This window comes from Noviherbaspirillum sp. L7-7A, from assembly GCF_019052805.1.
Taxonomy (GTDB): Bacteria; Pseudomonadota; Gammaproteobacteria; order Burkholderiales; family Burkholderiaceae_D; genus Noviherbaspirillum_A.
On the sequence record NZ_JAHQRJ010000001.1, the window covers coordinates 3,123,342 to 3,146,189 of the forward strand.

At 65.9% G+C, this 22,848-nt stretch carries 24 protein-coding genes; 8 read left to right on the forward strand and 16 right to left on the reverse strand.

Going from position 1 to position 22,848, the window contains the following annotated elements; translation table 11 throughout:
* Positions 1–25: 25 nt before the first annotated feature.
* From KTQ42_RS14210 to lipA, 4 genes are read left to right on the forward strand one after another with little or no spacing between them, the layout of a single operon-like run.
* A complete protein-coding gene (locus KTQ42_RS14210; RefSeq protein ID WP_217346093.1) occupies positions 26–874 on the forward strand; it encodes a D-amino acid aminotransferase in 849 nt (282 codons plus the stop codon).
* A 45-nt stretch (positions 875–919) separates the two neighbouring features.
* Positions 920–1,204, forward strand: coding sequence for a DUF493 family protein (locus KTQ42_RS14215; RefSeq protein WP_249222948.1), 285 nt, complete (start codon positions 920–922; stop codon positions 1,202–1,204).
* A 7-nt stretch (positions 1,205–1,211) separates the two neighbouring features.
* Positions 1,212–1,856: a lipoyl(octanoyl) transferase LipB gene (lipB, locus tag KTQ42_RS14220; RefSeq protein WP_217346094.1), complete on the forward strand. Its 645-nt coding sequence runs from the start codon at positions 1,212–1,214 to the stop codon at positions 1,854–1,856.
* Between the two features lie 26 nt (positions 1,857–1,882).
* Positions 1,883–2,857 (forward strand): lipoyl synthase, encoded by a 975-nt coding sequence (gene lipA / locus KTQ42_RS14225; protein ID WP_217346095.1) that lies wholly within the window; start codon positions 1,883–1,885, stop codon positions 2,855–2,857.
* Here lipA and KTQ42_RS14230 read toward each other — a convergent pair whose 3' ends face one another.
* From KTQ42_RS14230 to KTQ42_RS14265, 8 genes are all read right to left on the reverse strand, one after another.
* Positions 2,858–4,084: a HAMP domain-containing sensor histidine kinase gene (locus KTQ42_RS14230; protein ID WP_217346096.1), complete on the reverse strand. Its 1,227-nt coding sequence runs from the start codon at positions 4,082–4,084 to the stop codon at positions 2,858–2,860.
* Entirely contained in the window at positions 4,081–5,652 is a 1,572-nt protein-coding gene (locus KTQ42_RS14235) for an ATPase domain-containing protein (RefSeq protein WP_217346097.1), read from the reverse strand. Before KTQ42_RS14235 ends, KTQ42_RS14230 begins: the two co-directional genes overlap by 4 nt.
* A 233-nt stretch (positions 5,653–5,885) precedes the next feature.
* Positions 5,886–6,395, reverse strand: coding sequence for a TlpA disulfide reductase family protein (locus KTQ42_RS14240; protein ID WP_217346098.1), 510 nt, complete (start codon positions 6,393–6,395; stop codon positions 5,886–5,888).
* A gap of 126 nt (positions 6,396–6,521) precedes the next feature.
* Complete coding sequence (locus tag KTQ42_RS14245) at positions 6,522–6,950, reverse strand: DsrE family protein (protein ID WP_217346099.1); 429 nt, start codon at positions 6,948–6,950, stop codon at positions 6,522–6,524.
* A 16-nt stretch (positions 6,951–6,966) separates the two neighbouring features.
* On the reverse strand, positions 6,967–7,626 hold the full coding sequence (locus tag KTQ42_RS14250; RefSeq protein WP_217346100.1) for a BON domain-containing protein: 660 nt from the start codon (positions 7,624–7,626) through the stop codon (positions 6,967–6,969).
* Positions 7,619–8,215 (reverse strand): phosphoheptose isomerase, encoded by a 597-nt coding sequence (locus KTQ42_RS14255; RefSeq protein ID WP_194713917.1) that lies wholly within the window; start codon positions 8,213–8,215, stop codon positions 7,619–7,621. The genes KTQ42_RS14250 and KTQ42_RS14255 overlap by 8 nt, the downstream gene beginning before the upstream one ends.
* A gap of 50 nt (positions 8,216–8,265) precedes the next feature.
* Complete coding sequence (locus KTQ42_RS14260; protein WP_217346101.1) at positions 8,266–8,634, reverse strand: YraN family protein; 369 nt, start codon at positions 8,632–8,634, stop codon at positions 8,266–8,268.
* On the reverse strand, positions 8,631–9,869 hold the full coding sequence (locus KTQ42_RS14265) for a penicillin-binding protein activator (RefSeq protein ID WP_249222765.1): 1,239 nt from the start codon (positions 9,867–9,869) through the stop codon (positions 8,631–8,633). The genes KTQ42_RS14260 and KTQ42_RS14265 overlap by 4 nt, the downstream gene beginning before the upstream one ends.
* Positions 9,870–9,880: 11 nt before the next feature.
* Between KTQ42_RS14265 and rsmI the strand changes: the two genes are divergently transcribed.
* On the forward strand, positions 9,881–10,807 hold the full coding sequence (gene rsmI, locus KTQ42_RS14270; protein WP_217346102.1) for a 16S rRNA (cytidine(1402)-2'-O)-methyltransferase: 927 nt from the start codon (positions 9,881–9,883) through the stop codon (positions 10,805–10,807).
* Here rsmI and KTQ42_RS14275 read toward each other — a convergent pair.
* From KTQ42_RS14275 to KTQ42_RS14300, 6 genes are all read right to left on the reverse strand, one after another.
* Positions 10,798–11,877 (reverse strand): septal ring lytic transglycosylase RlpA family protein, encoded by a 1,080-nt coding sequence (locus KTQ42_RS14275; protein WP_217346103.1) that lies wholly within the window; start codon positions 11,875–11,877, stop codon positions 10,798–10,800. The genes rsmI and KTQ42_RS14275 overlap by 10 nt on opposite strands.
* Positions 11,878–11,939: 62 nt before the next feature.
* The gene (rodA, locus tag KTQ42_RS14280) at positions 11,940–13,052 is read right to left on the reverse strand and encodes a rod shape-determining protein RodA (RefSeq protein WP_217346104.1); all 1,113 of its coding nucleotides are present in this window, start codon (positions 13,050–13,052) and stop codon (positions 11,940–11,942) included.
* Between the two features lie 6 nt (positions 13,053–13,058).
* Positions 13,059–15,044 carry a penicillin-binding protein 2 gene (gene mrdA / locus KTQ42_RS14285; protein WP_217346105.1) on the reverse strand — a complete coding sequence of 662 codons (1,986 nt, stop codon included), beginning with the start codon at positions 15,042–15,044 and terminating at the stop codon, positions 13,059–13,061.
* A 26-nt stretch (positions 15,045–15,070) separates the two neighbouring features.
* Complete coding sequence (mreD, locus tag KTQ42_RS14290; protein WP_217346106.1) at positions 15,071–15,583, reverse strand: rod shape-determining protein MreD; 513 nt, start codon at positions 15,581–15,583, stop codon at positions 15,071–15,073.
* Positions 15,580–16,698, reverse strand: a complete 1,119-nt coding sequence (gene mreC / locus KTQ42_RS14295; protein WP_217346107.1) for a rod shape-determining protein MreC — start codon at positions 16,696–16,698, stop codon at positions 15,580–15,582. The genes mreD and mreC overlap by 4 nt, the downstream gene beginning before the upstream one ends.
* A gap of 113 nt (positions 16,699–16,811) precedes the next feature.
* Positions 16,812–17,855 carry a rod shape-determining protein gene (locus tag KTQ42_RS14300; RefSeq protein WP_194713925.1) on the reverse strand — a complete coding sequence of 348 codons (1,044 nt, stop codon included), beginning with the start codon at positions 17,853–17,855 and terminating at the stop codon, positions 16,812–16,814.
* Between the two features lie 246 nt (positions 17,856–18,101).
* On the opposite strand from KTQ42_RS14300, the gene gatC reads away from it, so the two are divergent.
* Genes gatC through gatB form a run of 3 tightly spaced genes read left to right on the forward strand, consistent with a single transcriptional unit; the run spans position 18,102 to position 21,375 of the window.
* The gene (gatC, locus tag KTQ42_RS14305; protein ID WP_217346108.1) at positions 18,102–18,404 is read left to right on the forward strand and encodes an Asp-tRNA(Asn)/Glu-tRNA(Gln) amidotransferase subunit GatC; all 303 of its coding nucleotides are present in this window, start codon (positions 18,102–18,104) and stop codon (positions 18,402–18,404) included.
* Positions 18,405–18,438: 34 nt separating this feature from the next.
* Complete coding sequence (gatA, locus tag KTQ42_RS14310; protein WP_217346109.1) at positions 18,439–19,899, forward strand: Asp-tRNA(Asn)/Glu-tRNA(Gln) amidotransferase subunit GatA; 1,461 nt, start codon at positions 18,439–18,441, stop codon at positions 19,897–19,899.
* 15 nt (positions 19,900–19,914) lie between these two features.
* Entirely contained in the window at positions 19,915–21,375 is a 1,461-nt protein-coding gene (gatB, locus tag KTQ42_RS14315) for an Asp-tRNA(Asn)/Glu-tRNA(Gln) amidotransferase subunit GatB (protein WP_217346110.1), read from the forward strand.
* 74 nt (positions 21,376–21,449) lie between these two features.
* Here gatB and KTQ42_RS14320 read toward each other — a convergent pair whose 3' ends face one another.
* On the reverse strand, positions 21,450–22,073 hold the full coding sequence (locus tag KTQ42_RS14320) for a DUF4124 domain-containing protein (RefSeq protein ID WP_217346111.1): 624 nt from the start codon (positions 22,071–22,073) through the stop codon (positions 21,450–21,452).
* A gap of 7 nt (positions 22,074–22,080) precedes the next feature.
* Entirely contained in the window at positions 22,081–22,749 is a 669-nt protein-coding gene (gene pyrE, locus KTQ42_RS14325; RefSeq protein WP_217346112.1) for an orotate phosphoribosyltransferase, read from the reverse strand.
* Positions 22,750–22,848: the final 99 nt, after the last annotated feature.

Below are 22,848 nucleotides of genomic sequence, written 5' to 3' on the forward strand. Positions count from 1 at the left end.
CATTCCCACATCCCCTGAAAAAAACATGAACGATCCCCTGGTCTATCTCAATGGCGAAATGACGCCCCTGTCCGAAGCCAAGATCCCGGTGCTCGACCGCGGCTTCATCTTTGGCGACGGCGTCTATGAAGTCATTCCCATCTACGGCCGCCGCATGTTCCGTTCCGAACAGCACATGGCGCGGCTGTTTCGCAGCCTCGACAAGATCGGCATACCGAATCCGCATGACCTTGCGGGCTGGATGGCGCTGATCCGGCAGGTGGTGGATGCCAGCCCGGACGACGAGCAGATGGTCTACCTGCAGGTAACCCGCGGCGTAGCGCGCCGGGCGCATGCCTTCCCGGCGGAAGTCACGCCCACCGTCTTCATCATGACCAATCCGCTGGTGCTGCCCTCGGCCGAGGTGCGCAGCAAGGGCGTGGCCTGCGTGACGATGGACGACAAGCGCTGGCTGCATTGCGAGATCAAGTCGGTGTCGCTCTTGGGCAATGTGCTGGCGGCGCAACATGCGGCGGAAAACCAGGTGACGGAAGCGATCCAGTTCCGCGACGGCATGCTGACCGAAGGCTCGTCGTCCAATGTCTGGATCGTCAAGGATGGCGTGCTGGCAGGGCCGCCCAAGGACAACCTGATCCTGGAAGGCATACGCTATGGCCTGATCCAGGAACTGTGCGAGGGTCTGGGCATTCCGATGCAGGTGCGCCGCATCAGCCGCGAGGAAGTGTTCGCCGCCGACGAGGTGATGATTTCATCGGCCACCAAGGAAGTGCTGCCGGTTACCCGCATCGACGGCCAGCCTGTTGGAAACGGCGCGCCAGGCCCCATATATGCCAAGTTGTATGAGGCCTACCAGGCAGCGAAAGCCGCAGCCTGAATCAACCAGGAGCGCATGATGGACAAGCTGAACAAGACCGGCAACCTGACGAATCTGAGCGATCTGCCCACACCGGAAAGCCTGATCGAATACCCGAGCGATTTCCCGATCAAGATCATGGGTGCGATGCAGGAATCGTTTGCCGAAGTGATCGTCGAAGTGGTCACGCAGCACGACCCGGAATTCCACGCCGGTCGCATGGAGATGCGGCCGTCGTCCAAGGGCAATTACCTGTCCCTGACCGCCACCGTGCGCGCCACCAGCCGTGAACAGCTTGACAACCTGTACCGCGCGCTGAGCTCGCATCCGATGGTCAAGGTCGTGCTGTAACAGCGCCATGGAAGGCTCGCCCGTTCTCGTTCACCGCGGTCGCGAGCCTTACCAGGCGAGTTTCGACGCGATGCGCGCCTATACCGACGCGCGCACCGCGGCCACGCCCGACCAGCTGTGGATCGTCGAGCATCCGCCGGTCTATACGCTGGGCCTGGCGGCCGATCCGTCCCACGTGCTGAACCCGCACGACATCCCGGTGATACAGACCGACCGCGGCGGCGAAGTGACCTACCACGGCCCGGGCCAGGTGGTGATCTACCTGCTGATGGACCTGAAGCGGCGCCAGCGCGACGCCCGCCTGTTTGCCCGCGAATTCGTCTGGAATATCGAGCAGTCTGTGGTCGAAACGCTGGCGGCGTATAATCTGGCCGGTGAGCGCCGGGCCGGCGCGCCCGGCATCTACATCGCCGACGGCGACTGGCGCGGCGCCAAGATTGCCGCGCTGGGCCTGAAGATCCGCGGCAACGGCTGCACCTACCACGGCGTCTCCCTCAATGTTTCCATGGACCTCGCGCCCTTCGGCTGGATCAACCCCTGCGGTTATGCCGGCCTGGCGACAGTGGACATGCAAACCCTGGGCGTTACCGCGCCGCTTGCGCAGGTGCAGCAGGCGCTGGCCCGCCAACTCATTGACCGACTGAAAGGATAGTGGCGCCGCCAGGCGCACTGCATACCATGGCATCCAACCCGACCGAGATTGCTTCCTCCGCCTACAACCCCAGCGAGAAGCAGAAAGGCGCCGGCAAAACCGCGCGCATCCCGATCAAGATCGTGCCCGCCGAGCGCATCCCGAAACCCGACTGGATCCGCGTCAAGGCCGGTTCGCCCACCACCCGCTTCTACGAGATCAAGGACATCCTGCGCGCCAACAACCTGGTGACGGTGTGCGAGGAAGCTTCCTGCCCCAACATCGGCGAATGCTTCGGCAAGGGCACCGCGACCTTCATGATCATGGGCGACAAATGCACCCGCCGCTGCCCGTTCTGCGACGTCGGCCACGGCCGCCCTGACCCGCTGGACCCGAACGAGCCGGAAAACCTGGCGAAAACCATCGCTGCGCTCAAGCTCAACTATGTGGTGATCACCTCGGTCGACCGCGACGACCTGCGCGACGGCGGCGCCGGCCATTTCGTGGCCTGCATCGAGCGCGTGCGCGAACTGTCGCCGGCCACCCGCATCGAGATCCTGACGCCGGACTTCCGCGGCCGCATGGACCGCGCGCTGGAAATCCTGAAGGCCGCGCCGCCGGACGTGATGAACCACAACCTGGAAACCGCGCCGCGGCTGTACAAGGAAGCCCGTCCGGGTTCGGACTACCAGTATTCGCTGAGCCTGCTGAAACGCTTCAAGGACATGCATCCGCATACGCCGACCAAGTCCGGCATCATGGTGGGCCTGGGCGAGACCGACGAGGAAGTGCTGCAGGTCATGCGCGACATGCGCGCCCATGACGTCGACATGCTTACCATCGGCCAGTACCTGATGCCGTCGGGCGACCATCTGCCGGTGCGCCGCTATGTGCATCCGGACACCTTCAAGATGTACGAGGAAGAAGCCTACAAGATGGGCTTCGTGCATGCGGCCGTGGGCGCGATGGTGCGCAGCTCCTACCACGCCGACCTGCAGGCGCACGGCGCCGGCCTGGCCTGATCAGGCGCTCGCGCCGGCCAGCGCCGGCAGGCTGACCGTGAAGGTGGCGCCCTGGCCGGCGCCGCCGCTGCTTACCTCGATCGTGCCGCCATGCAGCTCGACGATATGGCGCGCGATGAACAGGCCCAGTCCCAGTCCGCCCGCGTTATGCGACTGCTGCTTGTTGAAGGCGCCGAATACCTCGGGCAGGAATTGTTCGGCAATGCCCTGCCCGGTATCGCTGACCTCGATCAGGTGCCTCTGCGCGCCGGGCAGTACCCGCAGCCGCACCATGCCGCCCTCGGGCGTGAACTTCACCGCGTTCGACAGCAGGTTCCAGAACAGCTGCTGCAGCCGCTGCGCATCGCCCCAGACCATCAGCTCTCCCTGCGCCGGCAGGTCCGCGCCCAGCGCCACCTGCTTGGCCTGGGCGCCCGGCTCCACCGTGGACAGCGCATCCCTGACGATGCGGATCAGGGACACATGCTCGGGACGGATCGCCAGCTGGCCGTTGCGGGTCTGGGCGGCGTCGATCAGGTCTTCCACCATCCGGGTCTCCTGGGCCACATGCCGCATCATCGCGCCCAGTTCGCGGCGCAGGCGCTCGGGATCATTCAACTGGCTGCGCAGCAGCATTTCCAGCCGCATCGAGATCGCCGACAGCGGCGTGCGCATTTCGTGCGAGACAGTGGCCAGGAACACGTCGCGCATCCGGTTCAGTTCATTCAGGCGGACGATCGCCTCTTTCTGCCGGGTGGTGGAATCGATCAGGGTGCGCAGCAGTTCGGTGTAAATCGTCATCCGGCCTTGCGGCACCGGCGACTCCAGCCGTGCCTGCGCCCATAGCGGCGTGCCGGACATGCCAAGCTGGCGGGCGATGCGCTCGCAGGCCATGCCGGAAGTGAAGCGGTTGAAGACCCAGCCATAGACCACCGCGCCATAGCTCTTGCCGAACAGGGTCAGCGGCACCGCCTGCACGCACAGCTCCTCGCAGAACAGTGCGCCGGCATGGCCTTCGGCCGCGGCCCGCATCGCCAGCGCCTGCTCGAAGCGGGTGCCGTCGCCATGCGCGTCCCACAGCGTGGAGCCGGCCAGCAGGGTCGACAGCCGGGATTGCAGGAAAGGGCCGAGGCGGCGCTGGCCGCTGGCATCGTAGGCCGAGACCACCAGGCCGCTGGCGGCGGAGAACTCGGCCAGCGCCTGCTCCCAGGCGCTCCAGTCGGCATCGGCGTTTTCCTGCTCGGTCATTGACCCTTGTCCATGTCGCGCACTGCCGGCGCACTGGACTCGGGCAGGCTCTTGCCCTGCGACAGCGCTTCCTCGATGACCGGGCTGCGCCTGGACGGCGAGCGCGCCAGCAAACCGTAATAGGACGAGAACGGCAGCTGCGGCACCGCGCCGCCATCGGCCTCTTCCTCGTCGTCCTCGATCACCGTGATGCCGCCCTGGCCGATCACGTATTCCCTGGTCAGCTGCTGGTTGTCGGCGCCGCGCACCTTGGGTATCGCGATGGCGCGCCGCAGCCTGGTCGAGATTTCCACATAGTTCAGCAGGATGATGTTGTCCACCAGGTGCGAGCCCTTCAGCGCCTCGCTGATCTGCGACAGGCCCAGCAGTTCCGGGCTCTCATAGTTGAAGAGCACGGTGGCCAGCCGGTCCTTGAAGAAGCTGGCCAGCGCATACAGGAAGTCGGCCGCTTCATGGGCGCTGCTCAGTTCATAGACCGCCACCGAGTCCAGCACGATGCAGTCGATCCGATGCTCCTCCACCAGCCTGGCCACCTTGTCGAAGTGAACATCGAGTTCCAGTTCCAGCGGGGACTCGTACAGCATGAACAGCGAGCCGTCGGCCAGCAGCTTTTCCAGGTCGAAGCCGAGCGAGGCCGCGTTGCGTATCAGCTGGCGCGGATGCTCGTCCAGCGTCACCAGCAGCGTGCGCTTGCCGGCGGCGATGGCGGCATTCAGGAACTGCACCCCGAGCACGGTCTTGCCGGTGCCTGAAATGCCGCAGACCATGGTGATCGAGCCCTCATAGACCCCGCCGCCCATGATGCGGTCTATCGCCTCGGCGCCGATGGACAGGTGCTTGCTGGACGTGGGCTGCTCGTCCGCCACCAGCGGCCGCGACTGGGCGCGACGATACACATGGATGCCCACGCCCGGTTCGATGCGCATGGTGTGGCTGCCGCCGATGAAGTCCTGGCCGCGCGACTTCACCACCGACAGGCTGCGGTGCAGCCGACGGCGCTGTTCGTTGCGGCCCAGCGAAATGATGGTGTCGAACACGAAGCGCTCATGCGCGAAGCCGTCCTTGCCGCCTTCGTCGCGCTCGGCGGTCACCATGGTGGTTACGCCCAGCCTGGTCAGTCCTTCGACCAGCAGATGCAGGTCTTCCCGGAACGGCATGTCATTGCTTTGCGCATACAGCCGCAGCGGCGTCAGGCCGTCGATCAGCAGCCGGCGCGCGCCGATGGCGGCCAGTTCAGCCGCAAAGGCGCCGTCATTGCTGCGAAACTCGCTGAGCAGCGCGGCCGGGCTGGTCTGGATGATGCGCACCTTGCCGGCATCGATCAGGCGTTGCAGGTCCCATTCGAAGCCGATGGCGTCGCGCAGCAGCTTTTCCGGCTCCAGCTCGAAGGAAACGATCACGCCCGGCTCGTCGTACAGCGCAGCGCCGGCATGGATGAAGCCCAGGCCCAGCGTGGTCTTGCCCGAGCCTGGCTGTCCTTCGACGATCACATTGTTATTGCGCGGCAAGCCGCCCAGCAGGATTTCATCCAGCCCGGGAATGCCCATTTTTACCAAGGATACGGCCATGATCTTTTCCGACGATTGATGTGGTGGCGCTGTGACGGCTGCCGGGAAGGCGACAGGCACCGTGCGCCAGGACTGGCCTTGGCTGCACGATTTACCCTTTTGAATTGCAGTCAAATACTACTTCAGACAAGCGGGTACCGGCCTTAATGCCAAACAATCTTGGGTTTCTGCAATTGGCAGAAACCCCGGTCGGGCCGGGGTTTTGGAAAGGATTTCTGCTGGCAGTCCATGCCTCAGGCGGCCAGCGCCTTCTCCAGCAGCTTGTGCAGTTGCTGGAATTCCGGCTCGCCGACGTAGCGCTTGATGATGTTGCCTTCCTTGTCGATCACATAGGTGGTGGGCGTGAGCTTGACGTCGCCGAAGGATTTGGCCAGCTCGCCCTGGGTATCAAGCGCCACCCTGAACGGCAGCTGGCGGGTCTGGGCATAGTTGAGCACATAGTTGGGCGGATCGTAGCTCATCGCCACCGCGATGTATTCCAGGCCCTGGTCCTTGTACTTGTTATAGGTCTGCACCATCTGCGGCATTTCCTTGATGCAGGTCACGCAGGAGGTTGCCCAGAAATTGACCATCACTACCTTGCCCTTGAGGCTTTCCGGCGTGATCTTCTGTCCGTTCAGGTCGGTATAGGTGACCTGCGGTGCCGGCTGCCGCGACGACAGGGAAAAGTAAGCGACGGCGGCAATCACCACGACGGCGATGCCGGCCAGCAGTTTGATCCAGTTGCGGTTTGCAGTAGCCATGATGATGAGGAAGGGATGAGGGCGGTGAAGAAAGGAAAGGCGGGAATGCGGACATTATAGTCAACAAGGCCCCTGCCTGCCTGCCTGCCTGCTTGGTTGCCTGTGGCCCGGCCGGCGCCGCCAGCGTCAGGGGCGGATATAGGCGTAGCCTTCCTGTGACTGCAGCCGGGCGATCTCGACCACGCCGGCCTGCACCAGGCTGATGTCCGGCACCAGTTCGGACTTGTCGATGTTGTGCGCGGTCAGGGTATTATTGCAGACCCGGAATTCCACGCCCTGGCGCGCCAGCGCGGCCACCGCCGCGTCGAATGGCCGGCCGTTGCGCTCGGTCGCGCCCTTCAGCAGGAAGCGGATGCCGTCGCCCAGCGCCACCACCACGATCTTCGTATCAGGCGCGGCGCGCAGGTGGTTGCGGATGCTGGCCAGCCCGCGCGTTGCCTGGTCGATGCCGTCGGCCATGTGATAGACCACCTTCACCGGCTCGGCCGCGCGCGCCAAGCCGCCGGCGGCCAGCGAACCGCCAAGGCACAGGTGCAGGAACAGGCGCCGCTTCATTGGCCGTTACCGTGGCTTATTGCCGGGCAGGCGTGTTCGACATCTGCCGCACGTCGTCTTCGGTGATGTACTCGAACACCTTGACCACCTTCTGCACCCCGGCCACGCCGCGCGCCACTTCGGCCGCCCGGGTGCCTTCCCGCTGGGTCACGCGGCCCATCAGGTAGACCACGGCGCGCTCGGTCACCACCTTGAAGCTGTTGGCCGAGATGTCTTTCGCGTCCACCAGCGAGGCCTTGACCTTGCCGGTGATCAGGGTGTCGTTGGAACGCGAGGTATAGCTGGCGGGGGGCGCGACGACCAGGTCGTTGACGATGGACTGCACGCCCGAGATGTCGGCGATTTCACGCTCCACCGCGATCCTGGTGGCCTCGTCCGGCACTTCGCCGGTCAGCAGCACCTTGCGGTTGAAGCTGTTGATGTTCACATGGCCGGCATTGCCGACCATGTTGGCGACCCGGCTCTCGCCCTTCAAGGCAATGGCCTTGTCCTCGGTCTGGGCGCCGAAGGTGCGGCGGTCGGTGGCGGCGATGGTGCCTACCACCGCGGTGCCGACCGCCATCTCGATGCATCCCTGCAGGCTGATGGCGATCATGCCGCACAGCGCGAGCCGCGCCAGCGGACGACGCCAGGCGGCGGCGTTGGATTGTTGTTTCGCGGCCGCGCCTTCAGTCATTTGCATCCCCTCCGAATAGGGCGACGTCGATGCCGTCGCACAGTATGTGTATGGTCAGTCCGTGTACTTCCTGGATGCGGGCGGTGCGCTCGTGCGGCACGCAGATATGCACGTCGCCTTCCGACATCAGCTCGCCGATCACGCCGCCGCCCTTGCCGGTGAGTGCAATGACGCGCATGTCGCGCTCGACCGCCGCCTCGATCGCCGCCACCACATTGGCCGAGTTGCCCGAGGTGGACAGCGCCAGCAGCACGTCGCCGGACTGGCCGAAGGCCTGCACCTGCTTGGCATAGACCTCGTTGTAGCTGTAGTCGTTGGCCACCGCGGTCAGGATCGAGGTGTCGGTGGTCAGCGCCAGCGCCGGCAGCGGCAGCCGCTCGCGCTCGAAGCGCCCGACCAGCTCGGCGGCGAAATGCTGGCAGTCGGCGGCCGAGCCGCCGTTGCCGCAGGCGAGGATCTTGTTGCCGTTCGACAGCGCGGTGAACATGATTTCCACCGCTTGCGCGATGGGCCCGGAGAGCTGCTCGGCAGCCTGCAGCATGAGCTGCGCACTTTCCTGGAAGTGCTGGAGGATACGTTGGTTCGTCATGATGCGCGATTATAAGGGTAAGTTGAAACCAGCCACCGATTCAGGCCTGATCAGGCCTGAATGGCATTCCTGAGCCAGTCCAGCGCGGCGCCTTCGATGGCGACCACGTCGAAGCGGCATGGCGGCGGCATGCGGTAGCGCTGCAGGTAGGTCTGGGCGGCGTTCCACAGGCGCGCCTGCTTGGCGCTGCCGATGCTGGCGGCGGCGCCGCCGAATCCGCTGCCGGCGCGCCGCCGCACTTCGACGAACACCAGCGTGGCGCCGTCGCGCATGATCAGGTCCAGTTCGCCGCCGCGGCAGTGGAAGTTGCGCTCGATGAGCACCAGGCCATGCCTTTGCAGGTGCGCCAGCGCCGCATCCTCGCCGGCGTCGCCGGCCAGCTGGCGTTGCGTGCGCCGTGGCACCTTCCTCAATGTCATTGCGGGTTTGACAGGGGCGCGGCGGCGCCGTCCTGATAGACCGCCGGCGATGCGCTGCGCTCGAAGCGGGCGCGGCCGCCGCCAATGCTGGCCTTCAACTTGCCGGTGGCGCCATCGAGCTCGAACACGCCGCGGCGGGCGGCGACTTCGCGCGCCACCTGGTAGGCATCGATGCCCAGCGCATAGAGGCGCTCCATGTCGGCGCTCTTCTGGGCCGCCGGCGCCGGGGCGAATACGGCACTGGCATCCGGCCGCAGCAGGTAAGGCAGGTCGATGAAGCGCACGCCGTCCATGTCGGGCCGGCGCTCGGCCGCGGACCAGCCCTGGCGCGAATAAGGGTTCAGCTGTGAGGTGCCATACATCGGCAGTTCAGTGCCGATCGATTCGCGCAACTGGCGCGCCTGTGCCGCGTCCAGCGCCACGAATGCGAGGCCGGGGCGGCCGTTGCGCAGGCGTTCCTGCAGCTGGCCCAGCGCGCTGGCGCTCAGGTTGCCGCCGCCGGCGCTCAGTTCCACCAGGTCGGCCGGCAGGCCGCGGCGCTGCCAGGCGGCTTGGAAGGCGCGGGCGGCGCGGCGCTGCCATGCGGTGGCGGTGGAGACGATCAGCGCCTCTTCGCCCGGCAGGTCGGCGGCGGCCAGGTCGGCCGCCTGGCGCGCCTCGTCTTCCAGCGACAGGCCCATGAGCAGCAGTTGCGGCTGGGCGCCGGCCTGCGCGCCGACCGCGTCGGCCGGGGTCAGCGCGATGGTGGGCTTGCTGACCGCGCCGCGCGATGCGATGGCGGCGGCGCCGCTGCGCGACAGCGGGCCGACCATGATGTCCTGGTCGGCCAGCACGCCGTTGTAGGCATCCAGCACGTCCTGGGCGGCGTCGCCGGTTTCGACCACGGTCAGGGTGATATTGGGGTCGCGCCGCTTTTCATAGGCGGCGATGAAGCCGTCGCGCACCATGGCGGCGGCGGCGCCCAGGCTGTCCGAGCGCAACGGCAGCAGCAGGCCGATGCGCACCGGGCCGGACAGGGCGGCCTGGTCCTGCGGCTGCAGGCTGACATCAGGCATCGGCACCGCCTCGGTTTCGACCGGGCCGGTGTCGGTCGGCCCGCCCGGCATCAGGCTGATGTCGTTCTGGGCCAGCAACGGCAGGGCCGGCATGGCCACGGTTGTGTTTGCCTGCGCCAGCGCGCACAATCCGGCCAGCGCCGCCGCCACCAATCCGGTCTTCACTTTTCGGAACGACATTTCGACTCCCAATGACACAACCCGCGTTCAGCTTTTCCGGCGCCCTGCCCCTGCTGCAGGAGATTGTTGCCCAGAATTATCCGGCCTGTGCATTATATGTGCTCGCCACACCCATCGGAAATGTAGCCGACATCACCTTGCGCGCACTGCAGGTGCTGGCCCAGGCCGACGCCATCGCCTGCGAGGATACCCGCAACACCGCGCAGCTGCTGAGCCGTTACGGCCTGCAGCGCCCGCTGATCGCGGCCCACCAGCACAATGAACGGGAAGTCGCCGAAAGGCTGATTGCGCGGCTGCAGGCGGGCGAGCGCATTGCGCTGGTGTCGGACGCCGGCACGCCGGCGGTGTCGGATCCTGGCGCCCGCATCGTCGACGCGGTGCGCGCAGCCGGGCTGCGGGTGGTGCCGGTGCCGGGCGCGTCGGCAGCCGTGGCGGCGCTGTCGGCCGCCGGGCTGGTGAATGACCGCTTTCATTTCCACGGCTTTCTGCCGGCCAAGGCGCGCCAGCGCGAGACCGAGCTGGCGCAGCTGCGGCCGCTGGCCGCGACCCTGGTGTTCTACGAGGCGCCGCATCGCATCATCGACACCGTGGCCGCGCTGGCCGCGGCCTTCGAGCCGCAGCGCCAGGTGGTGTTCGCACGCGAGCTGACCAAGCTGTTCGAGCAGATCCATCGCTGCCCGCTGTCGGAGGCCGCAGCCTGGCTGGCGGCCGACAGCAACCGCCAGCGCGGCGAGTTCGTGCTGCTGGTGGAGGGTGCGCCAGAGCAGGAGGACGCCGGCACGGCGGAGTCGGACCGGGTGCTGTCCATCCTGCTGGAAGAATGCCCGGTCAAGCAGGCCGCCGCGCTGGCGGCCCGCATCACCGGGCAGAAGAAGAATGCGCTGTACGAGCGCGCCCTTGCGCTGAAGGCGCAGGACGAAGGCGACGATCAGCGCTGAACGATGATGGGCATGGCGCCGCCGCTGGCCTGCATCTGGCGCGCCACGGCCTCGGCATCGGCGCGGCTGGCGAACGGGCCGCCATACAGCCGGAACAGCGTGTTGTTGTGCACGATATCAACCTGGCGCAGGCTGCCGTTCCAGCGCTGGGCATGCACCGCCTGCGCCGCCTGCGCATTGGCGGCCTGGGAGAAGGCGCCGAGCTGCAGGTAGAAGCCGCCGGCCGCGGCGGACACGGTGGATACGCTGGACGCGGCGGGCATGGTTGACGCAGCGGCGGGTGCGGCTGCCGGCGGCGCCATCAGCTCGGCCGGCGCGCTGACCATGGTCACCGGCATCGGCACCGCCTCGGTGCTCACGCCCGGCGCCGATGGCGCGGCTGACGCCAGCGCCGGCGCGGCGCCATTGCTGCGCGCCAGTTCCATGCGCCGGATCTCGTCGGGCAGGATGCGCTCGACTTCCAGTTGCGCGCTGCCATGGCCGATATAGCCCAGCTTCAGCGCCGCGGTATAGGACAGGTCGATGATGCGGTCGGAGTGGAACGGCCCGCGGTCGTTGACGCGCACGATCACCGTGTTGCCATTGGACAGATTGGTCACGCGGGCATAGGACGGAATCGGGAAGGTCGGATGGGCGGCCGTCATCTTGTACATGTCGTACGGCTCGCCGGACGAGGTGCGCTGGCCGTGGAACTTGCGGCCGTACCAGCTGCCGCGGCCACGCTGCTTCACCGGTTCCTCATTCATCTGCGGCACGTATTCCTTGCCGAACACCACGTAGGGCTTGTTGCCGCGATTGGCATAGGGCTCGATGCGCGGCTCGGCGTCGGGCACGTCCCAGAGATTGTCGGGGATGTTCTCGCCGGGGCCATCGTCCTGGTAGTAGCCGCCGCGGCCGGAACCGGCGGGCGGCAGCGAAGGCAGGCCGCGGCGCGCCGACTTGGCGGGAACGGCGCCGGCGTTGGCATCAGCGCTCTGCTGCTGCGGCGCGCTGCCGCAGCCGGCGGCGATGAACGCGACCGCGGCGCACAGGATGGCCGTGCCGGGCCATGGGCGGGATGGCAAGTGCATTGCTTTTCCTTTTTCTTGTTCGTGGCGCGCCACCCGCGGGCGCGCCTGGTCCGATCGATGGATCAGGTTTGTACCAGTTTCCGGTGGCGCTGGATGCTCATCAGGATGCCGGCCCCCAGGCCCAGCGTCACCAGCGCGGTGCCGCCATAGCTCATGAATGGCAGCGGCACGCCAACCACCGGGAGTATGCCGCTGACCATGCCCATGTTGACGAAGGCATAGGTGAAGAAGATCAGCGTGATCGCGCCGGCCAGGAGGCGCGCGAAGAACGTGGGCGCGTTGGCGGCGATGATCAGTCCCCGGGCAATCAGCATCAGATACAGGAACAGCAGCACGCAGTTGCCGATCAGCCCGAATTCCTCGGAGAATACCGCAAAAATAAAGTCGGTTGTACGCTCGGGGATGAACTCCAGATGGGCCTGGGTGCCGTTGAGCCAGCCCTTGCCGGAGATGCCGCCGGAGCCGATGGCAATGGTGGACTGGATGATGTGGAAGCCCTTGCCGAGCGGATCGGCGGTCGGGTCGATCAGCATCATCACCCGGGCGCGCTGGTAGTCGTGCAGCATGGTCCAGGCAATCGGCAGGCTGGCGCCGCCGGCGATTGCCAGGCCCAGCAGCACCTTCCATGACAGGCCGGCCAGGAAGATCACGTAGAAGCCCGCCGCCGCCACCAGCAGCGAGGTGCCGAGGTCGGGCTGGCGCATGATCAGCAGCACCGGCACTAGCAGCAGCAGCGCCGCCACCAGGAAGTGGTTCCAGCGCAGCATGCCTTCGCGCTTCTGGAAATACCAGGCCAGCATCAGCGGCATGGCGATCTTCATGATCTCGGACGGCTGGATCACGATGCCGACATTGATCCAGCGCCGCGCGCCCTTCTTGATCATGCCGAACATGGCCACCGCCACCAGCAGCGCCACGCCCACGGTATAGATCGGCACCGCGAAGCGCATCAGGGTCTGCGGCGGGACATTGGCGGCGATGAACATGACCACGAAGGAGACGATGATGTTGCGCATCTGGTCTTCGACCCGGCCCGGAAAGTCGATGCCGGCCGAGTACAGCGTGACCATGCCGGTGGACATGATCAGGAAGATGATCAGCGCCAGGGTGCCGTCGAAGACGGTCAGGTGCGGTTTGACGATCTGCCAGATGGAGCGTTTTTCAGTGAGTTGCATGGCTGCTCAGTCCCGGTTGCCCTGGGTTTCGGCGCCGTCGCGCGGGCCGCCCTCGGAGTCCTGGTCGGCGCGCACCTCGGCCAGCGGCCGGGTATCGGACAGGTCGATCCGCTCCACTGGCGCCTCGTCCTGTACCCGGCCGCTGCGCTTGCCCAGCAGGTAGAAGTCGAGCGCCTCGCGCACGATGGGCGCGGCGGCGGTGGCGCCGAAGCCGCCGTTCTCGACGATGATGGCGATCGCGATGCGCGGATTGTCGGCCGGTGCGAACGCGGTAAACAGCGAGTGGTCGCGATGGCGCTCGTCGATCTTGCTGGCGTTGTACTTCTCGTTCTTCTTGATCGCGATCACCTGCGCGGTGCCGGTCTTGCCGCCGGCCGCGTAGCCGAGGTTGGAGAACACCTTGGCCGCCGTTCCCTCGCGGATCACGCCGACCATGGCCTGCTTGACGATGTCGATGTTCTGCTGCTTCAGCGGAATGCGGTAGCTTTCCTTGGGCACGGTCGGGGTGCGCACCCGGGTGCCGCCATCTTCCATGATCTTCACCAGGTGCGGCTTCATCACCACGCCATTGTTGGCCAGTATGGCGGTGGCATGCGCCAGCTGCAGCGGCGTGAAGGAGTTGTAGCCCTGGCCGATGCCCAGCGAGATGGTTTCGCCGGCATACCATTTCTGCTGCTGGGGCCGGCGGTAGGCGGCGCGCTTCCAGGCAGTGGACGGCAGGATGCCCTTCTTCTCGTGCTCGAGGTCGATGCCGGTCAGCTGGCCGAAGCCGAACGGCTTCATGAAGTCATGCATCATGTCCACGCCCATGTCGGCCGAGAGCTGGTAGTAGTAGGTGTCGCAGGAATGGACGATGGACTTGTACATGTCCACCGTGCCGTGGCCGCCTTCCTTGTCGTCCCGGAAGCGGTGGTTGCCGAACATGAAATAGCCGGGGTCGCTGATGGCCGACATCGGCGAGCGCTTGCCCAGTTCGAGCGCGGCCAGCGCCATGAAGGGCTTGTAGGTCGAGCCGGGCGGATAGCTGCCCGACAGCGGCCGGTTCACCAGCGGCTTGTCCGGCGAATTGTTGAGCTCGTCCCAGCTCTGCTGGTCGATGCCCTCGACGAACAGGTTGGGGTCGAAGGTCGGCATCGACACATAGGCCAGGATGTCGCCGGTGGAAGGCTCGATGGCGATCAGCGCGCCGCGGCGGTTGCCGAAGGCCTGCTCCACCACCTTCTGCAACTCGATGTCGATCGACAGGATCAGGTTGGAGCCGGGCGTGGCCGGCGTGCGCGACAGCGTGCGCACCGCGCGGCCGCCGGCCGACACTTCCACTTCCTCGTAGCCGGTCTGGCCGTGCAGCTGCTTCTCGTAGCTTTTCTCGACGCCTTCCTTGCCGATGTAGCTGGTGCCGTTGTAGTTGGCGGCGTCCTCGGTCTCCTCGATCCTGGCGGACTCGCGCTGGTTGATGCGGCCGATGAAGCCGATCACATGGGACGCCATCGAGCCGAGCGGATATTGCCGGAACAGCCGGGCCTGGATGTCCACGCCCGGAAAGCGGTAGCGCTGCGCGGTGAAGCGGGCCACTTCCTCGTCGGTCAGGCGGGTGCGGATCGGCAGGCTCTCGAAGCTCTTGGACTCTTCCAGCTGGCGCCGGAAACGCCGCCTGTCCTTGGGCTGGATCTCGACGATGCCGCCGAGCAGGTCGATCAGCTCGTCGAGGTCGCGGTTGATCTTCGATGGCGTGATCTCCAGCGTGTAGGCGGCGAAATTGCGCGCCAGCACGACGCCGTTGCGGTCCACGATCAGGCCGCGGTTGGGCACCACCGGCACCACCGAGATCCGGTTGTCCTCGGCCTGGGCGGCGTAGTGATCATGCTGGTAGCCCTGCAGCCAGACGAAGCGCGCGGCCAGCAGGCAAAAGAAAATGAACACGAACAGGCCCGCCACCGACAGGCGCAGCCGGAAGTAATGCAGTTCGCGTTCCGTGTTCTTGAATTCAGTCATGCTTGGCAGGCTCGGCGAATGGCGGGTCAGATCGGACGGGTTTCATCGCGGTCCACGGCGCGCCGCTGCGGCGCCAGCAGCATCCAGGTGACCAGCGGCCACAGCGCCGCGCTGACCAGGCTGGAAGCGAAGTAATACCAGCCGGGAAACTTGCCGCTGACCAGCGCCTGGATCAGCATCTGCACCACCTGCATCAGCAGCAGCAGCGGCAGCACGTGCAGCGCCTGGGTGATGGGGCGGAACCACAGCATGCGGCGATGGATCATGATCGCGAAATAGGAAAGCAGCGTGTAGGCCAGCGCATTCTCGCCCAGCAGAGAGGCATTGTGCACATCCATCAGCAGGCCCATCAGAAAGGCCAGGCCGATGCCGACCTTGCGCGGCTGGTGCACGCTCCAGAAGATCAGCGTCAGCGCGACGAAGTCGGGCACGCCGTACAGGTCGCCCCAGGGCAGCAGATTGAGCAGGAAGGCGCCGACCAGGGTGACGGCGATGAACAGCGGGCTGACCGGGAGCAGGATGTATTGCGGACGGTTCATTTCTTTGCCTCGGCAGCAGCGGCCGGCGTGACGATCCGGGTGATGTTTTTCGAGGAGGCGCTGATCACATTGGCGCCCGCGACCCTGGGTTCCGTCTTGGCTTCATTCCCGGCTTCCGTCTTGCCTTCCGTTCTGGCAACGGGCGCTGTGGGCGCCGGCACTGCGGGGCTGGCGGCGGTTGCCGCCGGCGCCGTCTGGGCGGCATCCTTGCCGGCATCCTTCATCTTTTTCTTCGGCGACTTTTCCTTCTTGGTTTCTTCCGGCGCCGGGCGCGGCAGTTCCTTCTGCTCGTTGAGCAGGATCAGGAACTGCTGGTTGCGGTCGATGCCGGCGGTGGGCTGGCAGATGATGCGGGCAAAGGCGTCCGAGGACTTGTGCTCGACCGACACCACGGACGCCACCGCCAGGCCGGCCGGATAGACGCCGTCGATGCCGGAGGTGACCAGCACGTCGCCCTTCTTGATGTCGGCGTTGGCGGCGATGAAGCGCAGTTCCAGCACGCCGGACTGGCCGCGGCCGTAGGCCACGCTGCGCACGCCGCTGCGCACCACCTGCACCGAGATCGCCTGGTCCTTGTCGGTCAGCAGCGTGACCTCGGTGGTGAAGGGATAAAGCCGGGTGACCTGGCCGACCACGCCGGTGTCGTCGATCACGGGCTGGCCCAGCGCCACGCCATGCTGGGAACCGCGGTTGAGCACGATCTTGCGGGTGAAGGGGTCGCGGGTGTCGTACAGCATCTCGCTCAGCACCGACTTCACCGGCAGCCGTTCGCTGGCAGACAGCAGGCGGCGCAGCTGGGCGTTCTCAGCCGCCAGGAACTGGCCCTGCTGCAATGCCTGGGCATTGCGCACCTGCTCGGTCTTCAGCGCCGCATTTTCCTGCTTCAGCGCCGTCATCGTGTTGAGGTAGCCGCCGATGGCGTAGGCGACGTCGCGCGGCGCCAGCGCCGCCACCTGCAGCGGATAGAGCACGGTGCCGGCCAGCTGGCGCAGCACTGCAAGCGTGTTGGTGCGGCCGTCCACCACCAGCAGCACGATGGCGATCAGCGCGAAGATGACGACTTTGGCACGGGCGGAAGCGCCCTGCTTGAAGAGTGGCGGAGGATAGTATTCCATCAGTGAGAATTATCCTGCCCCGGTCGGGCAGGCCGGGCTGACATGACAAGGAGCGTGCATGCATGACCCGGCATGCCAGGCGCGGCACCGAAGCGGCCGCGCCCTGCCGGCTTTTATTCGTAAGAAAAAATGGAACCGAGCTTGTCCATGCGCTCGAGCGCCATGCCGGAGCCGCGCACCACGCAGGTCAGCGGGTCTTCGGCGACGATCACGGGCAGGCCGGTTTCTTCCATCAGCAGGCGGTCGAGGTCGCGCAGGAGCGCGCCGCCGCCGGTCAGCATCATGCCCTTTTCGGCAATGTCGGCGCCCAGTTCCGGCGGCGTCTGCTCCAGCGCATTCTTCACGGCCGACACGATGTTGTTCAGCGGATCGGTCAGCGCTTCCAGGATTTCATTGCTGGAAATGGTGAAGGAACGCGGAATGCCTTCGGACAGGTTGCGGCCCTTGACTTCGAGCTCGCGCACTTCCGAACCCGGGAAGGCCGAGCCGATTTCCTTCTTGATGGTTTCGGCGGTCTGCTCGCCGATCAGCATGCCGTAGTTGCGGCGGATGTAGTTGACGATGGCTTCGTCGAACTTGTCGCCGCCGACCCGCACCGAGCCCTTGTAGACCATGCCGCCCAGCGAGATGATGCCCACCTCGGTGGTGCCGCCGCCGATGTCGACCACCATCGAGCCGGTGGCTTCCGACACCGGCAGGCCGGCGCCGATTGCGGCCGCCATCGGCTCCTCGATCAGGAACACCTGGGAGGCGCCGGCGCCGAGCGCCGATTCGCGGATGGCGCGGCGCTCGACCTGGGTCGAGCCGCACGGCACGCAGATGATGATGCGGGGGGAAGGCTTGAACAGCTTGGTGTCGTGCACCATGCGGATGAACTGCTTCAGCATCTGCTCGGTGACGGTGAAGTCGGCGATCACGCCGTCCTTCATCGGGCGGATCGCCTCGATGTTGCCCGGCACCTTGCCCAGCATCTGCTTTGCCTCCTTGCCTACTGCCTGTATGGTCTTCTTGCCGTTGGGTCCGCCCTGCTGGCGGATGGCGACGACCGATGGCTCGTCCAGCACGATGCCGAGTCCGCGTACATAGATCAGGGTGTTGGCAGTGCCGAGATCGATGGCGAGATCATTGGAAAAGTAACTGCGGAGAAATCCAAACATTGAATGGTCCTGAGCGCAACCGGTGCGCGTCGCTTGAGGGGTTATTTGTAGCCCGCGGCAGCCGCTTTGCTGGCGCCTTCAGGCAGTAACCCGACATTCTACCTTATAATTTGTCTCCTACCAGACGATGAAAACAGCCGAATTGCACGCCTAATGCGATGTTTTGCCAAGTTTTTATCGACTATTAGCTTATCTTTAATATTTCCAAAAACCTTTTCCGACAAGCGTCTCGCGCGCATACAAACCATGTCCCTTGCCCTTTCCGATGTCAAAAGATTAGCGATCCTGGCGCAGCTGGACCTGAGCGAGGAGCAGGCCGCCTCCACGCTGACCAAGCTCAACGGCATCTTCGACCTGGTGGAACAGATGAAGGCGGTCGACACCAGCGGCGTGGAACCGCTGGCCCAGCCCATTACTGCCTACGACCAAGCATTCTCGTTGCGTCTGCGCGACGATATTGCCAATGAGCCAAACCGCCGCGAGGACTACCAGCAACCCGCGCCCGCCACCCAGGACGGCCTGTACCTGGTGCCCAAGGTCATCGAATAAGCCCGGCCCAGCCACTGCCCAAAAGAACAGATCCATGCACACAAAAACCATCAAAGAACTGTCCGCGCTGCTGCAGGGCAAACAGGTGTCGGCCACCGAGCTGGCACGCCACTTCCTGGCGCGCTCGCAGGCCAGCAACCTCAATGCCTATACCGACATCAACGAGGAACTGACGCTGGCCCAGGCGCGCGAGGCCGATGCCCGCCTGGCGCGCGGCGGCGCCACCGTGCTGACCGGCATTCCGATCGCCCACAAGGACATCTTCGTCACCCGCGGCTGGCGCTCGACCGCCGGCTCGCGCATGCTGGAAAACTATGTCAGCCCGTTCGACGCCACCGTGGTCGAGCAATTCAACGCCGCCGGCGCGGTCACGTTGGGCAAGCTCAACTGCGACGAGTTCGCGATGGGCTCGTCCAATGAGAACAGCCATTTCGGCGCGGTGAAAAACCCGTGGGACCTCGCCGCAGTGCCCGGCGGCTCGTCGGGCGGCTCGGCCGCCGCGGTGGCCGCGGGTCTCGCGCCCGGCGCCACGGCCACCGACACCGGCGGCTCGATCCGCCAGCCGGCGGCCTTCTGCGGCGTGACCGGCATCAAGCCGACCTACGGCCGGGTGTCGCGCTTCGGCATGATCGCCTACGCGTCCTCGCTCGACCAGGGCGGCCCGATCGCCCGCACCGCCGAGGACTGCGCGCTGCTGTTGAACACCATGGCCGGCTTCGATCCGCGCGACTCGACCAGCGTCGAGCGCGACCGCGAGGACTACACGCTGAACCTGAACGACAGCCTGCAGGGCCTGCGCATCGGCGTGCCGAAGGAATTCTTCGGCCCCGGCCTGGCGGCGGATGTAGAGCAGGCGGTGCGCGCGGCGCTGCAGGAATTCGTGAAGCTGGGCGCGGCCCTGGTGGAGATATCCCTGCCCAAGACCGAGCTGTCGATCCCGGTGTACTACGTGATCGCGCCGGCCGAAGCCTCGTCCAACCTGTCGCGCTTCGACGGCGTGCGCTACGGCCATCGCGCCGCGGACTACACCGATCTGTCCGACATGTACCGCAAGACCCGCTCGGAAGGCTTTGGCGAGGAAGTCAAGCGCCGCATCCTGGTCGGCGCCTATGTGCTGTCGCACGGCTATTACGACGCCTACTACCTGCAGGCGCAGAAGATCCGCCGCCTGATCGCCGAGGATTTCCGCCGCGCCTTCGAGCAGTGCGACGTGATCATGGGACCGGTGGCGCCGACCGTGGCCTGGGACCTCGGCGCGAAGGCCGACGACCCGGTGGCCAACTACCTGGCCGACATCTTCACCCTGTCGACCAACCTGGCCGGCCTGCCCGGCATGTCTGTGCCGTGCGGCTTCGGCCAGGGCGAGAAGAATGGCAAGCGTCCGGTGGGCCTGCAGCTGACCGGCAATTATTTCAGCGAAGCCAGGCTGCTCAACATCGCGCACCGCTATCAGGGCGCAACCGACTGGCACCTGCGCCAGCCGACCGAACAATAAAACAGCGAGGTAAGTATGCAGTGGGAAGTTGTTATCGGTCTGGAGACGCATGCGCAGCTCACGACCCAGTCCAAGATCTTCAGCGGCGCGCCGATCCGTTTCGGCGCGGAACCGAACACCCAGGCCTGTCCGGTGGACCTGGCCCTGCCCGGCGTGCTGCCGGTAATGAACCGCGGCGCGGTCGAGCGGGCCATCCAGTTCGGCCTGGCGATCGGCGCCACTATTGCGCCGCGCTCGATCTTTGCGCGCAAGAACTACTTTTATCCGGATCTGCCCAAGGGTTACCAGATCAGCCAGTATGAAATTCCCGTGGTGCAGGGCGGCACCATTTCCTTCATCGTGGAAAAGGACGGCAAGCCGGAGATGCGCACCGTCCAGCTGACCCGCGCCCACCTGGAGGAAGACGCCGGCAAGTCGCTGCACGAGGACTACCACGGCATGACCGGTATCGACCTGAACCGCGCCGGCACGCCGCTCCTGGAAATCGTTACCGAGCCCGACATGCGTAGCGCGGCCGAGGCGGTGGCCTACGCCAAGGCGCTGCATGCGCTGGTAACCTGGCTGGGCGTGTGCGACGGCAACATGCAGGAAGGCTCGTTCCGCTGCGACGCCAACGTGTCGGTGCGGCCGGTCGGCCAGCAGGAATACGGCACCCGCTGCGAGATCAAGAACCTGAACTCCTTCCGCTTCCTGGAAGAGGCGATCAACTACGAGGTGCGGCGCCAGATCGAGCTGATCGAGGATGGCGGCCGGGTGGTGCAGGAAACCCGCCTGTACGACCCCGACCGCCGCGAAACCCGCTCGATGCGCAGCAAGGAAGACGCGCAGGATTACCGCTACTTCCCCGACCCCGACCTGCCGCCGCTGGCGATTTCGCAGGCCTGGATAGACCGGGTGCGGGAAGCGATGCCGGAACTGCCGGGCGCAATGCGGGAGCGCTTCGTCGCCGACTACGGCCTGCCCGAGTACGACGCGGTGGTGCTGACCCAGTCCAAGGCAATGGCCGCCTACTTTGAAGCCGTGGTGGCCGCCGCTGGCCGCGAGCAGGCCAAGCCGGCCGCCAACTGGCTGATGGGCGATGTGTCGTCAACCCTGAACCGCGAGGGCGTGGACATTGCCGACGCACCGGTCGGCGGCGCGCAGCTGGCGCTGCTGTTGAAGCGCATTGCCGACGGCACGATTTCCAACAAGATCGCCAAGGAAGTGTTTGGCGCGATGTGGGAAGCGAAGTCGGATGCGGCGGACCTGGCCGACCGGATCATCGAGTCCAAGGGCCTGAAGCAGATTTCCGACAGCGGCGCGCTGGAAAAGATCGTCGACGAGGTACTGGCGGCGAACGAGAAATCGGTGGCGGAATTCCGCGCCGGCAAGGAAAAGGCGTTCAACGCGCTGATCGGCCAGGCGATGAAAGCCTCGCGCGGCAAGGCCAACCCGGCGCAGCTGACCGAGCTGCTCAAGCAGAAGCTGGGCGCCTGAGTCGATAGTGACTAGCCAGTAGCAAAAACCGGCCGGCGCCCGCCAGGGCCTGGCCGGCGCCGCAGGAAAGCGCCCTACTGCTGGGCCGTCTTTTCCTGCCGCAGTTCCCGGAAGCGCTTCAGCATGGCATCGGTACGGCTGTTGATCAGCAAGATTTCCGCTTCATAATCTCCCAGCCGGCGACGGCTGGCGGCGACCGCATGGTCGGCATCCTGCAGCCGCTGGGGCAGGTCATGGGAAGGCTGCTGCTTGCGGGCCGTCACCGCCAGCTCGTCCTCCGCCGCCTGCTGGCGCTTTTCGGCTGCCGCCAGCAGCAGGGTTTCGCGCTTGACGTTTTCCTGCACCAGAACGATGTTGCGCTGGCCGGCCGAGATGATCTCGTCCTCGCTGCGAAAGCGCGCCAGCAGCGCCCGGTCGCCATGGCGACGCTCCTGCGCCGCCATCTGTTCGGCGCGGCGCGCCGCGTCCTCGCGGGCCTGCTGCTGCCTTTCCTCGGGCGTCAGCGGCGCCGGAATTTCACGGCGGGTGATGCCGCTCCTGTCGACTTCGCGCACCGGGCGGTTGCTGCATTCCGCAATCGGCCGGTCCGAGGTCAGGGTGCGGCCGGCTGCATCCTTGCAGATGTAGATCTTGGCCTGCGCATGCGCCAGCGCCGGCGCCAGCAGCAGCCATAGCAGGGCGGGACGCAGGCGGGCCATGCGCGGCTCAGGCGCCGCTGACGCCGTAGCGCTGGCGGTAGGCGGCGACCGCGTCGCGGTGCTTCGTCAGCTCGGCATTGCCGCCGGCGGAAATGAAGCGCAGCAGGTCGTCCAGGTTGGCGATCGACACCACCGGCATGTCGTAGGCGGCGCCGACTTCCTGCACCGCCGAGTTGGCCGACAGCGCGCCGTCGGCGCCGGAGCGCTCCATGCGGTCGAGCGCGATCAGCACCGCCGCCGGCGTGGCGCGGGCGGCGCGGATCAGGTCCACCGACTCGCGCACCGAGGTGCCGGCGGAAATCACGTCATCGATGATCACCACCCTGCCCTTCAATGGCGCGCCAACGATGGTGCCGCCCTCGCCATGGTCCTTGGCTTCCTTGCGGTTATAGGCGAACGGCACGTTACGGCCCTTCGCCGCCAGCGCCACCGCGGTGGCGGACGCCAGCGTGATGCCCTTGTAGGCCGGGCCGAACAGCATGTCGAACTCGACGCCCGAATCGATCAGCGTCTGCGCATAGAAGTCGGCCAGGCGGCCCAGCGTGGCGCCGTCGTTGAACAGGCCGGCGTTGAAGAAGTAAGGCGAGGTGCGGCCGGCCTTGGTGATGAATTCACCAAAACGCAGGACGCCGGCATCGACCGAGAAGGCGATGAACTGCTGACGTAGATTTTCCAAGATGGGACCGTGTGGACTGGACTTGCGGGACCGCCATTTTAACGCGAAGTCGCTGCGGCCCCGGACCAAAAATTCCAAGAGGAAATGGAAAATGCCCGG

Excerpts from the sequence above, each read along its gene's own strand:
- KTQ42_RS14210 (WP_217346093.1), top strand. The coding sequence starts at position 26 with ATGAACGATCCCCTGGTCTATCTCAATGGCGAAATGACGCCCCTGTCC.
- lipB (WP_217346094.1), top strand. The coding sequence starts at position 1,212 with ATGGAAGGCTCGCCCGTTCTCGTTCACCGCGGTCGCGAGCCTTACCAG.
- lipA (WP_217346095.1), top strand. The coding sequence starts at position 1,883 with ATGGCATCCAACCCGACCGAGATTGCTTCCTCCGCCTACAACCCCAGC.
- KTQ42_RS14230 (WP_217346096.1), bottom strand. The coding sequence starts at position 4,084 with ATGACCGAGCAGGAAAACGCCGATGCCGACTGGAGCGCCTGGGAGCAG.
- KTQ42_RS14235 (WP_217346097.1), bottom strand. The coding sequence starts at position 5,652 with ATGGCCGTATCCTTGGTAAAAATGGGCATTCCCGGGCTGGATGAAATC.
- KTQ42_RS14240 (WP_217346098.1), bottom strand. The coding sequence starts at position 6,395 with ATGGCTACTGCAAACCGCAACTGGATCAAACTGCTGGCCGGCATCGCC.
- KTQ42_RS14245 (WP_217346099.1), bottom strand. The coding sequence starts at position 6,950 with ATGAAGCGGCGCCTGTTCCTGCACCTGTGCCTTGGCGGTTCGCTGGCC.
- KTQ42_RS14250 (WP_217346100.1), bottom strand. The coding sequence starts at position 7,626 with ATGACTGAAGGCGCGGCCGCGAAACAACAATCCAACGCCGCCGCCTGG.
- KTQ42_RS14255 (WP_194713917.1), bottom strand. The coding sequence starts at position 8,215 with ATGACGAACCAACGTATCCTCCAGCACTTCCAGGAAAGTGCGCAGCTC.
- KTQ42_RS14260 (WP_217346101.1), bottom strand. The coding sequence starts at position 8,634 with ATGACATTGAGGAAGGTGCCACGGCGCACGCAACGCCAGCTGGCCGGC.
- KTQ42_RS14265 (WP_249222765.1), bottom strand. The coding sequence starts at position 9,869 with ATGTCGTTCCGAAAAGTGAAGACCGGATTGGTGGCGGCGGCGCTGGCC.
- rsmI (WP_217346102.1), top strand. The coding sequence starts at position 9,881 with ATGACACAACCCGCGTTCAGCTTTTCCGGCGCCCTGCCCCTGCTGCAG.
- KTQ42_RS14275 (WP_217346103.1), bottom strand. The coding sequence starts at position 11,877 with ATGCACTTGCCATCCCGCCCATGGCCCGGCACGGCCATCCTGTGCGCC.
- rodA (WP_217346104.1), bottom strand. The coding sequence starts at position 13,052 with ATGCAACTCACTGAAAAACGCTCCATCTGGCAGATCGTCAAACCGCAC.
- mrdA (WP_217346105.1), bottom strand. The coding sequence starts at position 15,044 with ATGACTGAATTCAAGAACACGGAACGCGAACTGCATTACTTCCGGCTG.
- mreD (WP_217346106.1), bottom strand. The coding sequence starts at position 15,583 with ATGAACCGTCCGCAATACATCCTGCTCCCGGTCAGCCCGCTGTTCATC.
- mreC (WP_217346107.1), bottom strand. The coding sequence starts at position 16,698 with ATGGAATACTATCCTCCGCCACTCTTCAAGCAGGGCGCTTCCGCCCGT.
- KTQ42_RS14300 (WP_194713925.1), bottom strand. The coding sequence starts at position 17,855 with ATGTTTGGATTTCTCCGCAGTTACTTTTCCAATGATCTCGCCATCGAT.
- gatC (WP_217346108.1), top strand. The coding sequence starts at position 18,102 with ATGTCCCTTGCCCTTTCCGATGTCAAAAGATTAGCGATCCTGGCGCAG.
- gatA (WP_217346109.1), top strand. The coding sequence starts at position 18,439 with ATGCACACAAAAACCATCAAAGAACTGTCCGCGCTGCTGCAGGGCAAA.
- gatB (WP_217346110.1), top strand. The coding sequence starts at position 19,915 with ATGCAGTGGGAAGTTGTTATCGGTCTGGAGACGCATGCGCAGCTCACG.
- KTQ42_RS14320 (WP_217346111.1), bottom strand. The coding sequence starts at position 22,073 with ATGGCCCGCCTGCGTCCCGCCCTGCTATGGCTGCTGCTGGCGCCGGCG.